Origin of the sequence: Bacillus sp. ISL-41 (genome assembly GCF_018613235.1) — a bacterium.
Classification (GTDB): Bacteria; Bacillota; Bacilli; order Bacillales; family Cytobacillaceae; genus Mesobacillus.
In genome coordinates this window covers 228,294-244,435 of sequence record NZ_JAGGQP010000029.1, presented here as the reverse complement: position 1 = coordinate 244,435, position 16,142 = coordinate 228,294, and the positions used below count along the sequence as shown (strand labels likewise).

Annotated in this window: 8 protein-coding genes; 6 read left to right on the top strand and 2 right to left on the bottom strand. The window is 42.1% G+C overall.

Translation table 11 applies throughout. The features are described 5' to 3' along the window. Positions 1–61: 61 nt before the first annotated feature. The 6 genes from J7I80_RS15270 to J7I80_RS15245 all read left to right on the top strand — a co-directional run bounded on the left by J7I80_RS15270 (position 62) and on the right by J7I80_RS15245 (position 12,109). A complete protein-coding gene (locus tag J7I80_RS15270; protein WP_214739181.1) occupies positions 62–1,423 on the top strand; it encodes an ABC transporter substrate-binding protein in 1,362 nt (453 codons plus the stop codon). A gap of 658 nt (positions 1,424–2,081) precedes the next feature. Continuing rightward, on the top strand, positions 2,082–3,083 hold the full coding sequence (locus J7I80_RS15265; RefSeq protein WP_214739180.1) for an S-layer homology domain-containing protein: 1,002 nt from the start codon (positions 2,082–2,084) through the stop codon (positions 3,081–3,083). Between the two features lie 369 nt (positions 3,084–3,452). Beyond that, positions 3,453–5,453 (top strand): phosphodiester glycosidase family protein, encoded by a 2,001-nt coding sequence (locus J7I80_RS15260; RefSeq protein WP_214739179.1) that lies wholly within the window; start codon positions 3,453–3,455, stop codon positions 5,451–5,453. A gap of 205 nt (positions 5,454–5,658) precedes the next feature. After that, positions 5,659–7,101, top strand: a complete 1,443-nt coding sequence (locus J7I80_RS15255) for an MBOAT family O-acyltransferase (RefSeq protein WP_214739178.1) — start codon at positions 5,659–5,661, stop codon at positions 7,099–7,101. A 22-nt stretch (positions 7,102–7,123) separates the two neighbouring features. After that, positions 7,124–8,203: a hypothetical protein gene (locus J7I80_RS15250; RefSeq protein ID WP_214739177.1), complete on the top strand. Its 1,080-nt coding sequence runs from the start codon at positions 7,124–7,126 to the stop codon at positions 8,201–8,203. A 348-nt stretch (positions 8,204–8,551) separates the two neighbouring features. Further along, complete coding sequence (locus J7I80_RS15245; protein ID WP_214739176.1) at positions 8,552–12,109, top strand: S8 family serine peptidase; 3,558 nt, start codon at positions 8,552–8,554, stop codon at positions 12,107–12,109. 343 nt (positions 12,110–12,452) lie between these two features. Here the strand turns inward: J7I80_RS15245 and J7I80_RS15240 are convergent, their stop codons facing one another. Continuing rightward, positions 12,453–13,352 carry an accessory Sec system S-layer assembly protein gene (locus J7I80_RS15240; protein ID WP_214739175.1) on the bottom strand — a complete coding sequence of 300 codons (900 nt, stop codon included), beginning with the start codon at positions 13,350–13,352 and terminating at the stop codon, positions 12,453–12,455. Between the two features lie 16 nt (positions 13,353–13,368). Next, positions 13,369–15,726, bottom strand: coding sequence for an accessory Sec system translocase SecA2 (gene secA2, locus J7I80_RS15235; RefSeq protein WP_214739174.1), 2,358 nt, complete (start codon positions 15,724–15,726; stop codon positions 13,369–13,371). Positions 15,727–16,142 lie beyond the last annotated feature (416 nt).

Sequence of the window (16,142 nt, the reverse complement as noted above, 5' to 3'; positions counted from 1 at the left end):
CATTAATCGGTTTCAACTTCTGGTATCCAGAAGCATTTAAATAAAAGGGGTGTTCAGCAAGATGGTGAAAAAGTTCAGATGGTTCCTCGTGATTAGTGCGATTTTCAGCCTGTTGGTCATGTCGGCATGCTCGAATGATGCAAGCAAGGGAGATGACAAAGACAAGGAGAAGGATGGCGGCACGAAGCCTGGCGAGAAAACAGAAATATCGTTCTGGCATGCGATGTCGGGACCGGGCCAGGAAGCGCTTGATGGCATTGTCGCTGATTTTAACAATTCACAGGATCAAGTGGTTGTGCACGCGGAGTTCCAGGGTACTTACGAAGAAGCGCTGACAAAGCTTCGCAGTGTTGGCGGCACTGATAATGCGCCGGCCATCATGCAGGTATTCGAAGTAGGGACAAAGTACATGATTGAAAGTGGCTTCATCGAGCCGATGCAGACATTCATTGACAAGGACAATTATGATTTGTCTCAGCTTGAGGAAAATATTCTTAACTACTATAAGGTTGATGGCAAGCTGTATTCAATGCCTTTCAACTCCTCAACTCCAGTGATGATTTATAACAAGGATGCATTTAAGGAAGCGGGACTTGATCCGGAAAGCCCGCCGCAAACATTCAGCGAAGTGAAAGCGGCTGCGGAAAAGCTGACAAAGAAGAATGAGCGCTTTGGCTTCTCGATGCTGACATATGGCTGGTTCTTTGAACAGCTTGTTGCCACACAGGGTGGGTTGTATGTCGACAATGATAATGGCCGTTCTGATGACGCGACAAAAGCTGTGTTTAATGGAGAAGAAGGATTGCGCGTTTTCAAGTTCCTCGATGACATGAACAAAGCTGGAACCTTCGGCAATTACGGAACAAACTGGGATGATATCCGCGCAGCCTTCCAGACAGGCAAAGTCGCAATGTACATGGATTCATCCGCAGGTGTTGCGGGCGCAATCAATAACTCTTCATTTGATGTAGGAGTTGCCTATATCCCTTATCCGGATGAAGTCGAAAGACAGGGCGTCGCCATTGGCGGAGCATCATTATGGATGAGCAAAGGCATTGGCGACGATAAGCAGCAGGCAGCATGGGAATTCATGAAATTCCTCGCCTCTCCGGAAAGCCAGGCAAAATGGCATATCGGCACAGGCTACTTCGCCATCAATCCGGCAGCATATGAGGAAGACATCGTGAAGAAAGAGTGGGAAAAGTACCCGCAATTCAAGGTAACGGTAGACCAACTGCAGGATACAAAACCATCCTTCGCGACCCAGGGTGCATTGATCTCCGTCTTCCCAGAATCACGCCAGCAAGTCGTAACCGCACTTGAAAACATGTACCAGGGAACACCGCCACAAGAAGCACTAGACCAGGCAGCAGAAGGAACAGACAGGGCCATTGAGATCGCCAATAAAACAAAGAAAAAATAGCTTTACCACACTAACGCGCCGGGGGTCTGACCCCCGGCGCGTTAGTGTGTTTGTATGGTAAAGGGCATAAAAAAACCCCCGTCTTTTACCAGAAGAAGGGGGAAGCCCAAAATGGCTATTCAACCAAAGTCTACTATAACTTACGTTTACCTATTTAGTTTTATAAGGGTAATAGCAATAGTATTTATTATGGTAAAATAAAACATTATGGCAAGCGGATACCTATATGACTATGTATTGTAAATCTTTTACCAGTTTTATTAATTGAAATAAATGATATTACAATAACTTTTTTATTTAACTGGATACTAATTAATTGCCTTCTTTATTTATTTAGGTTGAACATTGACTTATTTAAAAATAGTAATCACTTTTTAGATGCAACTTCCTTTTGATTTATATCGGTGAATCATTTAACAAACTTCCTGTTTATCTACAAACATTGGTCAATACCTATCCTGGATAAGAGTAGATGGCAAGGTTAATGTGATGATAGTAATTAAGTAGCTAAGCCTTATGTTCAACTTAGTAAAAGCTTGTATTAAATCCATAAATTACTTGTATTTCTAAAACTTTTAATTTGCTAAAATATGTTCAGCAAGTTAATAACCAGTAAAATTCACGTTTTTATCCATTTATATTTCCAGGAGGAATTACATTGTCAAATCACTCTTTTAAGAAATTCCTGGCAGCTGGAACTTCGGCTGCTGTCGTTGTAGCTGCAGTAACACCGGCTGCATTTGCACACGAAAGTCACAAATTCTCAGATGTAACAAAAAACTATGAAGAGGCTGTTACATTCCTTCATGACTGGGAAATTGTCAACGGAAAAACAGAGACGACTTTCGGTACAAACCTTAACTTAACACGTGGTGATGCAGCAGTTATCATGGCCAATGCATTGGGACTAGATACAGAAAATGCACCATCTGCTGGTTTTAAAGATTTGAATTCTCGTATTGCTGGGTCAGTTAATGCCCTTGCTGAATATGGCATTATTTCAGGTGTTACTAAAGAAAAATTTGCGCCAAATGATCCACTAACTCGTGGCGCTATGGCTAAAATACTGGTACTTAGCTTTGAACTTGATGAGTTTGCTGTCGACACACCATTTATAGATGCAGTTGGAGTTTTTGGCCCTTATATTGAAGCGTTATATGGTACCGAAATCACTTATGGTAAAACAGAAACTACTTTTGGTACAAACATGAATATTACTCGCGGAGATTTTGCCAACCTTCTATATAGAACATTTACATTCTTAGAAGATACAATTTACATTCCATATGCTCAGACTGCTGAATTAGTAGATTCAGATACAATTACTGTAACCCTTGAAGAAGCTGCCCCAGCGGAATACAGTGCCGAGGAAGTTGCCGCAGGTCTATGGATTATAGCAGAATTTGCAGATGGATCTGCAACCATCCCAGCAATAAATAACGCAGTTATTTCTGATGACCTTACAGTACTGACTTTTGATATTACTCCAGACCTTGCTGGCAAAGAAGGCCTGCTGTATATCGATGAACTCGAAATCGAATTTAACTTCACTGCAGGAACAACAAACGCATCAGCATTGAACTTTGATGCCGCTTCAACAGTAGGCAGTGAACAAATCAATCCAGTAAAAATCACGACCGCATCATCAAATCAACAATAAACAGTAACGCGTTAAAGCACCGGGGGTCAGACCCCCGGTGCTTTAACGTATTATTGCGCATGCAAGACCGCGGATTCTTCAAATTCTTCAATTCCTATCCCCCCCACACGATGTCCTTTTCCATTATGAGTTTTAACATATTGGTCTCTTTGCTTCTCTATTCTAATTAAGTTTTCACAAAAAATAAACAGCTAGGTTAGTTGGTAATTTAAGGTTATTTACATCCTAATAAACTGGTAAAAACCAGGCTTAATATGTAAAAATACCTAGTAATATCCTTTATTCACCATTCGACAAAATTTGTTGTATATGGTAAAAATATTTTGGTAGAAACAGATAATGGAAGAATGAAAAATAGGGGGAACAGAGTTGAAATTAGCTAAGAAGGTTGTTGTCGGTGTCATCGCGAGCTTCCTTGTTTTTCAGTCAATTGGTATGCAATCTGGCTCAGCGGCTACGGTTGAACAGTATCCAGTGTCTTCTGGCGTAAAATACAAGGAAAATAGAGAAGTTATCAATGGATATGACCAATCTATTAAAGTGCTGGAGGTAAATCTTCAGGATCAGTATACGAAGTTGGATCTGTCAGTACCAAAAATCGGAACCATTTCAGGTACCACTGCTCAAGCAAAATACGTCCACAGAGATGGAAACAGAGTGGTAGGGGCTGTGAATGGCTCATTTTTTGATACAAAAACCAGGCTTCCTATGTATCTAATCGCACAAAATGATATTCTCGTAAACTCTGGAATTGTTGCATCAGGCCGTGATCAATATGTGAATGAACCAATCGCCTTTGGAATAGATGCTTCAAAAAAAGCCCAGATTGATTACTTTGACTTGGATCTTGCGGCTGCTCACAATGGAACAACCATGGAGATTACTAGCATGAATAAGGTCAGGACAGAAAATAATTTAATTTTATATACTCCTGACTATATGGGTGGATATACGAACTCAAATCAATATGGCATGGAAGTTATTTTTACAGGTGCTTCAAAAAATAAAGATTTAAAATTTGGTGATAAAATCACTGGAACGGTTAGTGCAATACGTCCATACAACACCAATACCAATACTCAGATTCCCGCAGATGGTTTCGTATTATCTGCTCATGGAACTGAGAACCTTCAGTTCGTAAAACAAATGAAAATTGGAGACCAAGTAGAGGTTTCTATTAATATTGATGATAAATGGAAGGGTGCCCAGTACATCCTTGCCAGTGGCCCTAGACTTGTGGATAACGGGAATGTTTCTTTAAGTATTGACCCAAAAAGTCAGCGCGCACTTGAACGTGCACCAAGAACAGCAATCGCTGTGGACCGTACCTTGACTAAGGTTTTCATGGTTACAGTAGATGGCAGGGCAGAAGGCTACAGTAAGGGCATGAATTTGACCGAGTTTGCTCAATACCTTGTAAAACTAGGAGCCTATAAAGCTTTGAATCTTGATGGCGGCGGATCGACAACCATGCTGGCCCGTAAGTATGGAAATGACATGGCTTCGCTAATTAATAAGCCATCTGATGGATGGGAAAGGGCTGTCCATACTTCCTTACAAGCCATCAGCACAGCCCCAACAGGCACTGCTAGTATGTTTGATGTAGGCCTTTCCAGCTCATCAGTAACAGTAGGGGATTCGATTACTGTCTCTCTGAAGTACGTACTGGATCAATTTTATAACCCTCTTACAAAAGATTCTTCAAAATTAAAGCTATCCAGCACTTTAGGAACTTTTGAGGGCACAACTTTAAAAACAAAAACACCAGGTGAGGGAGTGATTGTTGCTAGTTATGGAAACCTCACAAAGGAAATTCCAATAAAAGTAACGATCGAAGAATCTCCTTTCTCTGATGTCCCTAGTACAAGCAAATACTACCCGCAGATTAAGTACTTGTTTGATCGAGATATCATTGCGGGTTACCCAGATGGAACATACAGGCCAGCGACTACATTAAAACGCCTGGACGCAGCATTGCTGCTAGTACGAGCATTAAAGCTGGATACTACAAACGTTAGAGATGTAGACTTCTTGGATGTCCCTAAAGAATATCGCTTTTATAAGGAAATCGCTGCGATCACAAATGCAGGCATTATCAATGGTAAAGAAGGCGGGACCCTATTCGACCCTAACTCGCCTTTGACAAGAGCGGAGATGGCTGCCATCCTCCAAAGGGCATTTAAGTTGCAAGCATCAGGAGAAATGCCTTTCACGGATGTCCCAGAAGCAAGCTTTGCATACAACGCTATCTTAAGCTTGTACGCAAACGACATTACAAAAGGATATGGAACCGAGTACAGACCAAACGGAAGTGTCGACCGAGTCCAATATGCACTGTTCCTGTACAGAGCAGTTACAAAGCAACAATAATAATATAGTAGAAATAGGCCAGTCCCCGGCATGTATTTATACCCCGGGGACTGGCCTATTTACATCACCCCTTTAAAGTGCTGGGGGTCTGACCCCCAGTGCTTTAAAGGGGTGATGTGTTCGGGGTGTTCTTTGTTTATATGACATTGTTCGCTAATTTATGTATAATTGTGCAGTAAATCTTTTTAATGAGGGTGCGTTTACTGTGTTATTTAATTCGTATGAATTTATATTTTATTTTCTGCCTTCTGTTTTTGTTATTTATTTTGTTCTTCAGTATGCGGGTCTTTCGCGGCTGGCGAAGATTTCGCTTGTTGTGGCATCCTTATTTTTCTACAGCTGGTGGAATGTGAGTTACCTTCCATTGATTTTGACATCTGTTGTGGTCAACTACGCGGTCGGTACTTATCTCGGAAGAACTAACAAACCGGGAACACGTAAAACCGTCCTTACAATAGGCATCGTCTTTAATGTCCTATTATTGGGCTATTATAAATACACTGATTTCTTCATTGCTACAGTAAATACTGTACTAAAAGAAAGCTTTCCTTTGCTTCATCTAGCGCTGCCGCTGGCGATCAGCTTTTTCACCTTCCAGCAAATCGCTTACCTCGTCGACAGCTATCGCTATGAAACGAAGGGGTATCGGTTCGATGAGTATATGCTTTTTGTCGTGTTCTTCCCGCAGCTTATTGCCGGTCCGATCGTCCATCACAAAGAAGTGATGTCCCAATTCCATAACGAGAACTCGCGGATCAATGCTAAGAACATTTCGCTCGGCCTATATATCTTCGGCATCGGCCTGTTCAAAAAAGTGATGATCGCCGATACCTTTGCGATATGGGCAAACGATGGATATAAAAACGCCTTCGACCTGAACATTGTCGAAGCCTGGATCGCTTCACTGTCCTACACATTCCAGCTTTACTTCGACTTCAGCGGGTATGCGGACATGGCGGTGGGGGCAGCACTCTTATTCAACATCATGCTGCCGATCAACTTTAACTCTCCATACAAGGCGCTGAACATTCAGGACTTCTGGCGCCGCTGGCATATTACGCTGAGCCGTTTCCTGACGGCTTATATATACATCCCGCTTGGCGGCAGCAGAATAAGCCCGTCGCGGACATACATCAATATCATGATCATCTTCATGGTCAGCGGCTTCTGGCATGGCGCTGGCTGGACGTTCGTTTTCTGGGGATTCCTGCACGGAGTAGCTTCCGTCATCTATAGGTGGTGGAACCGTCGCGGTTACTCAATGCCTAAGCTGCTCGCGTGGTTTATCACATTCCAATTTGTGAATGCCGCATGGGTGTTCTTCCGTGCAGAGAGCTTCGCACAGGCGATCGCGATTCTGAAAGCGATGTTCGGCATGGGTAAAATCGAACTGCCAACAAGGGTGGCAAATGTCCTGGGACCAATCTTTAATATCAACCTTTTACCAGAAGGTGAGATGCTTTATACCACCCCGAGCGTACTGTTAATCATCATCGGTATGCTTGTCGTGACCTTAAGAAAGAATTCTTTTGAAATGCTAGAACGATTCAAGCCTAACAACATCAACATGGTATTCATCGTGCTCATTTCAATCGTATCGATTTTACAGCTTGGAAAAGTTTCCGAGTTCCTGTACTTCAATTTCTAAAATGATAGAAGGTGAGCAGCAAGTGGAGCGTAATTATAAGAAGTTCGTTCTTAAACTCATAGCCGTTTTCGGAGCAGTGCTCTTGCTCATTGCTGGAATCGTTTATGTGACAGATCCTTATGTTTACTATCATAAGGATGGAGTTTATAAACGTACTTTCACAAAAAACTTCAATATGCGCTACCAGATTCCAGGGATGATCAGGAATTTGGAATACGAAACTCTATTCGTTGGCACGTCGATGGGCCACAATTTTAAAGAAGAGAAGATAAACGAACTGTTTCAGACAAGCTCATTTAATGCAACCATCTCGGGTTCATCTGCAAGAGAGCAGAGGAAAGCCATGGAGCTGGCGATGAAATCCCAAGATGTGAAGCATGTTTTTTGGGAAATCAATTATGATTCCCTGGCAGGGGAGGCGGACCGTGTCGACGCGACTTTCCCAAAATTTCTATACGACCGGAACATCATCAATGATATTCCATATCTTTTAAGCTATGAAGCATTTAAAAAAATTGATCATCAATGGGAAAATCAACACCTGGTAAAATCCAATGTGGATCCTTACAGTTTTTATAAATTTGGCGAGAATAAAAAGCCATTAACGGTGGAAATGATGAAAAAGGAACTGGAAGGCCAGAGCGCACCGCCAGCTGAAGCTCATACACTGGAATCTTACATGGAAAGCTTTAAGGTAAACATGCTTCCGATGATTAAAAAATATCCTGATACCAAATTCACCTTCATGTACACGCCATATCCAATTACAAGGCATATGATCATTCAGGAGGATAAGCCTGGCATAAACGAAGCCCGGTTAGAGGCGAAGCTAAAAATCTATGAGGAGCTTCAGAAATTTAATAATGCAGTCGTCTATGATTTTCAGGATGATGCTGATATTACTTTTAACGTTGGGAATTATATCGACCGGTCCCATTACTTTCCTTATATAAATGATCTTCTGCTGGAAAAGATGGCCGCTACCAAGCCAATTCAATCAATGGAAGAATATGAAAAGAAGGTAGAAAATCTGTCATCACAGCTTGAAAATTTCTCTTATGACCAATTAAAAGAAAAACCGCTTCATGTGAGCAATAAATAGAACTCAATGCTTTCAAACTTAGAACATAAACGGTTCATAAAAGGCTGCCGCCATAGCAGCCTTTTTTTCATTTGCTGCTTGCACAACCCCACCCGGGCCCTTATGGGTCTCTGCTTCTCCAATAAAATGAAAAAAATTGAAAAAATTTCAAAAAATAAGGGAACTTTTTCCTGTCCCAATACGTCTATATAAAAGGACAATCTGTAAACAATTCTTTTCAAATTTCACCCAAAGCTTGTCACATTGTGTTGGTAATTTTTTGAATTTACAGGTTGTTTAAATCTATTGGACAGGTTACTATTAAACTGGATAACTATTCCAATGAAATGAAAGGGCAGGAGGAGTAAAATGAAGAATTTGAAAAAAGGTCTTGCTACTTTTGGGGTAAGTGCTAGCTTAATCGCTAGTTCAACGCTTGTTCCAACAGGTGCAGCCTTTTCGCAAACCGATGCAAGCAGTCATGTGGGGATCTCAGCTGTTTCCGTGAACCATCCTTTGCTTCAGAAGAAATTGGATGAGCAAAAATCGCCTTTTAGTGAAGACACTTTGGTGGTTAAATACCAAAAACCTTTATCTGCAACTGAACACCAGCGCTTAGGCGGCACATTAGTCCGTCAAGTTTCAGGATTGAATTATGCAATAGTCAAGGTAAAAGACAAGAAGAATCTACATAAGGTCATTGGTAATTACCAAAAGGCAGGAAAGGTCACTTCTGTCAGTCCTTCTGTTCTTTATAGACAGTTAGGAATCAAAGACCCTAAGGTGGGCGAGCAGTACCATCAGGCAATGCTGCAATTAGAAAAAGCGCAAAAGCTTGCTGGCAAAAATAAAGTGAAAGTAGCCGTTATTGATACTGGTATTGATCGAAATCACCCTGATTTAAAAGGAAAAATCCTATCAAGTGTGAACACGGTTAATCCGATCAGCCCTGGTGTGGCTGATTCCCATGGTACACACGTATCCGGAATCATCGCTGCCAAGAAGGATAACGGAATTGGCGGACATGGTGTAAACCCTGATGCTGACATTCTTTCCATCGATGTTTTCGACCGGGGATGGGGCGCAAGTGACTACGCCATCGCCGAAGGAATCCTTGAAGCAGTCAAAGGCGGCGCGAAGGTTATTAATATGAGCCTTGGCGGTCCGATGCCATCTCCTGTCATCGAGGAAGCAGTTAAATACGCACTTGAGAAAAACGTTGTTGTAGTTGCAGCGGCAGGAAACTCAGCTGATGATTGGAAAAACTACCCTGCTGGTTATGAAGGGGTTATCAGCGTTGGTTCTGTAAATAAAGATAAGAAGCTATCATACTACTCTTCATTTGGTCCTTCTGTTGACATTGTCGCGCCAGGTGAAGAAGTGTACAGCACAATCTATGAACCTGAAAAGCTATCAAGCTTCAGGAAAATGAGCGGTACATCCATGGCTTCCCCAGTGGTTGCCGGAGCAGCTTCACTTCTTTTATCAAAGTATCCTTATCTAACACCTGCGCAGGTAGAATACATTCTTGAACACAGTGCAGATGACTTGGGTGAAAAGGGATTTGATGTGAAGTTTGGTAATGGTTTACTCAATCCTGTTAAAGCTTTAGAGTTTGATATCAAAAAAGTACCTTCCTTTGTTAAGAGAGAACAAACCGATCAACAAATCTTGAGAAACAGCAAAATGATTGCGGTAACTAAACCGGTTGAAATCAATGAAGCTCTTACAAAACCTTTTGAAGAAAAATGGGTTAAATTCAGTGTGAAAAAGGGAGATAACATCCAGGCAATCCTGGAAGGGACTCCTGTTAATGATTACAAGATGATGATCCGCTTTATTGCCGGCGGTGAAACCCTGCTGTCAGAAGATGTGAATAAGGTTGGAGAAGGCAAAGCAGAGGCTAAGCTTGTCGAGGCGCCAGCTAATGGTATGCTTCTCATCGGCGTAAAAGATGTGAACGGCAATTACGACGATTCATCTGTCAAGCTTTCGCAATATTCGTTGGTGATTGACCGTAAGGCAGCAGCTCCTGAGGATGAGTCGAGCCTTGAAAACCCAATTGCGATTGAATCGATCCCTTATGATGGCAGTGAATCCCCGCTTACTTTTACAGGGAATGAAGGGGATGATGATTACTTTACTTTCTCAGTTGCAGAAAGACAGGTAGTCAAGCTGGATGTTAGTGCAGTACCTGGCGTTAATTCCGCAATCAGCGTTTATCCGCTGGAAATGCTGATGCCAATGCCTGGTGAGGAGATGCCTGGCGAAGAGGATCCGGACCAAGGTAAATATAGTGCAGCACATGAAGGCCATGAGGAAGAAATCGATCCATGGCACTACTCTAACTTTGGCGGCATCAGCGAGGGTGAAACCCTGACATTCCAGGCAGAACCTGGTATGGCATATGCTGTGAAAGTGTCAAATAAGCCAAGCAACTACTATGGCATGTACGAGTATTACTATGGCTTTGATATGTTCATGGAATCAAGTGATCCAGAAAGCTCAATGGTTCCATACACATTCAACATTTCTGGTAAAGTAATGCCAGCAGATGAAGACAATCTTCCGTACCCAGAAGAAATGTATTATCCTGAAGAGCCAATTGAAGAAGGTGAAGCAGAGGGTACAATTGAAAGCCAGAGAAACCTGTTTAAACAAGCAGCAGCTGTACAGAAAGAAGGCTCTGTAAAAGTTGCGCATGACGATGGGGAACAGGAATTCATTAACATGATTCTTGAAAATGCACGTGAATATAAAACAGATGGTAAGGGCAAAGGATATTTATCTTCGTTCGAAGATGAAGACTTCTTCAAAATGACACCAAAAGAAACTGGTGTATATGAATTCAATTTTGATGAGCAGGGCAATATTCCGTGGTTCGAAATCTACAAAATTGAAGTTGAAGAAATGGAAGACGGACAAGAAGTTACATGGCTGAACTATGTCGGCACAAATATGGCATGGGATATGATGGGAGAAACCCTAAATCCGAAGGTATACACTGGCCTTGAAAAAGGTGAACAGTATCTAATTCGCATCGGTAACGATTATATGAGAAACCAAATCAGTTTTGATGAGTATTCCTTCACTTCCAAGCTATTAACAACTGCTGCAGAAGACAAGTATGAGGATAACGACAAGCTTGAGGATGTCAAAAATATTCCTGGTTCAGTAGTAGTCGGCAACTTCGGCATGCCGAATGACCAGGATGTATTCTACCTTGAATCAAAAGCAGACCAGGTTTACGGGGTAACCCTTGAGAATGGAAAGCTCACTAAAGATCTGAAGAACCTTCCAAAAGAAATCGTAAGCCCATTCTACGGTTTCATACAGGTTGTTGAGGATAAGAACAAGAACCGCAAGCTGGATGAAGAAGAATATAGCCTGGTTCAATATATTGAAAAAGGTGTAGTGAACGGCTATACATTCGGTTCGTTCAAAGCCAAGAAGGATAGCAACTATATCATTGTCGCTGCCGGATGGCCGGATAGCAGCACGCCTTTAACGCTCATGCCTTACAAGCTTACTGTTGCTGCAGTAAATGCTAAGGATGAAGATGCAGGCAATAAAGTAACAAACAATATCGCGTCAAAGCCAATCGAAATGAAGCGCATGACAGCTGATATGTGGGAATCAACAGGCCACTTCAACTCTGGGCATGCTTTTGGAGATGAAGATTGGTACACATTCACAGTAGGCCGTACGGTATCAGGAGTCATCAAGCTTGAGACTTCATTCGAATCCGATGGTAAAATCGAGCTGTACCAAAACGGAAAGCTGATCCATTCAGCAGATTACTATGCTGAAGGAGACGCTGAAGTTATGCCGGTTACGTTGAAGAGGGGCACTTACCAGGTGAAGATCACTGATTTCCATGGTGGTTCGACCCTTCAGCCGTACAAGCTGAAAGTCTATGTGAAATAATACTAGAAGAGAGCAATGGGTTACTAATTCATTGCTCTCTTTTCATATGAGTCGAAATGTCTATATTGCTTAAAATTTCAGAAAAATGTTATAGATATAATCCCATAAAACTCTGCTTAAATATGACAATATTTCTTATTTTATCCTTGTATAAAGATGCCAACGTGGTAAAATAGGAGTGTAGCACAATTCCTGTTTTGTAATTTCAAATATGTGCGATGGTTGGGTTCTGGCCGATGAAGAGTACCTGTTCTAGTAACAGGTACTCTTCATATTTTATTTAAGAGCAGGCAAATCACTCCAGTTAAAAACCGGGTCTCAAATGAGAACCCGGTTTTTTGTGCTAGTTTTTCTCTGGAATGGTTACCTTCCATTTAGAAAGATCAGGTTGTTCAATTAACACCAATTCTTTTGGGAAAATAAATGTCCATGGTTTGCTTGTATTTGCTTTTATTTCAAAGTTATCGAGGGTGAATCCGCCCTTTGCAACCACGGCCCCTGATGCATCCTCAACCAGCAACGGCAACTGATGAATCTGAATGTTCTTCGTATTTCCATTCCGGATCAATACTGTGACACTTAATCCGCCGTTTTCATTTTCTTTTGCCTGCAGTCCAAGGAAATTCACTTCGCCTTGCTTTAAGGCAGGCAGGCCTTCAACCATTTTTTCAAGCTTGTCCTTTTCTTCTTGAGGAATCGCTTTTTCCCATGTTTCATGCAAATCAAGACGATGAGTTGCATGTTTTTTGAGTTCAAAGGCAAGCTTCCATCCTTGTGATGGAATTTTCTCAGACAATAAATCGCTCTTATCAAAAACAAAGTGCCAAGGACGGCTTGATTTTGCCGGAATTTCACCGAGATCAGCAAGGTTGAATACCTTACGTGCCAATTGCTCTCCGTTTGGCCCGATCAATAAAAGCGAGGTTTCCGAAAGACGGATTCCTTTTGCGAGACTGTTGCGCACAAAAGCGGACACAATCAGTTTGTTTTCCTCAGGCCGAAGTTCGATGCCTGCGAGTGAGATCTGGTTTGGCTTCAACGGGGGAAGCTCATTGTTTAAGAAACGCAGCACATACTGTGACTCCTGTGGAATATTAAGAGATGGAGGAAGGGAGAGTTCAGTATAAACCTCCTGTTCCTCAACAGTGCCTTCCTCGTCAATCAGCTCTTTCGATGAAATAACAGAATCATCACCCTGTTTTTCAATTTCGTCTTTTTTATTTCTTTTAAAAAATGAAAACATATGCCTCTTATCCTTCCTATTCCTGTAATTCGGATAATTTTCTCAGCTCAGCAAACTGGATGCTGATTTCCTTTGAGATCTTATAATAGGCCATTTCAAATAGTTCCAGACCTTCACGCTGGTAAATGCGCATAGGATCCTCCTGCTGGTAGTGGCGCATCCCAATACCTTCCTTCAGCCTATTCATATTTTCAAGGTGACGGATCCAGTTCCTGTCGATAATGAAGATAATAGCACCTTTCAGCGCACCCTGGAGCTTAGGGTTATCATTTGAAGGTTCTACCATCGTTTTATATTCTTCCACGATCTTGGCTACCATTTTTTCAATTGCACGGCGGTCAAAATTTTCATCCGGGAATTCAAGTGAAGACGCTGGTAAAAACTGATTCAGCTCGGCTTTCAATTCACCAAGGTGCCAGTTTTCCGGAATTTCATCCTCCAGACAATATTTATCTAGCAAACTGTTAACAGCTCGGTCCAGAAGAGGCAAGATGATCGGAATCTGGTTCTGCTCTGTCAAAACACGGTTGCGCAAATGATAAATGACATTACGCTGCTCATTGATGACATCATCAAGCTTCAAATTATACTCACGCATTGAGAAGTTTGACCCTTCGCAAATACGCTGTGTACGATTAACGAACTCATGAATCTTTTTGTTCTGAATGATGCCTATTTCATCCGCTATAACGGTAGGCTTCAGTTTTTCCAGGTCATCCTGGGCAAAACGGCGGAACATATCATCTTCAATGGAAATGAAGAACTGGGATGAACCTGGGTCACCCTGTCGGCCAGATCGTCCCTTTAGCTGGTTATCCACTCGTCTGCTCTCATGTCTTTCGGTACCAATGACATGAAGTCCCCCTAAATCGGCAACGCCTTCGCCAAGAAGGATATCTGTACCTCTGCCAGCCATGTTTGTCGCAATCGTGATACGGCCACGCTGTCCTGCCTGGGAAATCAGCTGGACTTCCTGTTCAACAGTCTTGGCATTCAGTAACTGATACTCCATTTTTTCGTTATCAAGGTATTCTGCCACTTTTTCCGACTGGAGAATGGAGGTTGTTCCAATCAGGACTGGCTGGCCTTTCGCATGGCGCTCTTTTACCTCTTTTGTAACTGCCTTGTATTTCTGGTCCTTTGTTTCGAAAACAAGATCTTCCATGTCTTGCCGGATGACTGGTTTATTCGTAGGAATCTGGATGACATCCATTCCATATACATGGCGAAATTCGTTTTCTTCAGTTTTCGCAGTACCAGTCATACCAGATAAGATAGGATACATCCTGAAATAGTTCTGGATAGTAATGGAGGCCTGAGTTTTATTTTCATCAGTAACCTCGAGACCTTCTTTAGCTTCAAGCGCCTGATGAAGACCATCAGAAAGCGAACGTCCTTCCATGATCCTGCCAGTGAACATGTCAACCAGCATGATTTTGCCATCCTTAATGATATAGTCAACATCCAGTTCAAACATCACGTGAGCGCGAACAGCCTGTATCATATAGTGGTAAAGGGTTTGGTGCTCGAGTTCATAAAGGTTGTCGACACCGAAGGCTTTTTCGACTTTATCGATTCCGACATCCGTCAGGCTAGTTGCCTTAGTTTCTTCATCGAATGTGTAATCAACATCCTTCACAAATCGCTTGGCAAGCCTCGCGCCTATGTAATGTAAATCAGCACTGGATTTCATTTTACCAGCAATGATAAGAGGTGTCTTCGCTTCATCAATCAAGACGCTGTCAATTTCGTCTATGATTGCGTAGTGATATGGCCGCTGGACTCGCTGTGCTACACTGGCAACCATGTTATCACGAAGATAATCGAAGCCGAATTCCGTTCCGATCCCATAAGTGATGTCCGCTTTATAAGCAAATTGCTTTTCCTCGGGCTGCATCGCCGGAACATTCAAACCGACTGTCAGACCTAAGAATTCGTGAATTTTACCGATCTGGTTGCGGTCTCGTGTCGCAAGGTAATCATTGACGGTGATGACATGGACACCCTTGCCCTCAAGAGCCCTCAAATAGCTGGGCAAAGAAGCGACCAGTGTTTTTCCTTCTCCGGTAGGCATCTCAGCGATATTGCCTTCGTTTAGGACAAGCCCGCCAATTAATTGCACATCATAATGGCGCATCCCCAGCACACGCTTTGACGCTTCGCGGACGACCGCAAAAGCCTCGACCTTGATGTCGTCGACCGTTTTTCCATTTGCCAGCTGCTCCTTGAAGTAAACTGTTTTATTTTTAAGTTCATCATCAGTCAGCTTTTCTATATTTGATTCAAGTTGATTAATCTGTTCGACCAGATTTCTATATTTTTTTAGGCGCTTCTCATTCGAATCGCCAAATTTCTTCTTTAAAATCGACAGCATCCATTAACGCTCCCTTAATCATGTTTGAATATTTTATTTAGCTTTTTCACTTTGAGTAGTGTCCAGCTCCAGCGCCTAGCCCCTCGAGTCGCTTCGGTCCGCCCTATGAAGTCAAAGAACGACTTCATAGGGCGGCCCTCCAGCGCTTGTCGTGGCTGAACGAGGCGCTTCCGCTTTTTATAGTAGTATATCATTTATTTCCTTATAATAGTATGTTTTGCCAAGGTGACAAATTTTTCTATTATTCTCGGTAACTTATTCGTATTACACAACGTCTATATAAAAGATTGAGTTGAGTACCCACTAAATAATCAGGTTATTTACGAAAAGTATAGGGGGCTGGAATGCGTTTGCTTTAATGGGAAATTGGGAAATGTACTAGTAAAATGAAGATATTTGTCGATAGTTAGGAATAT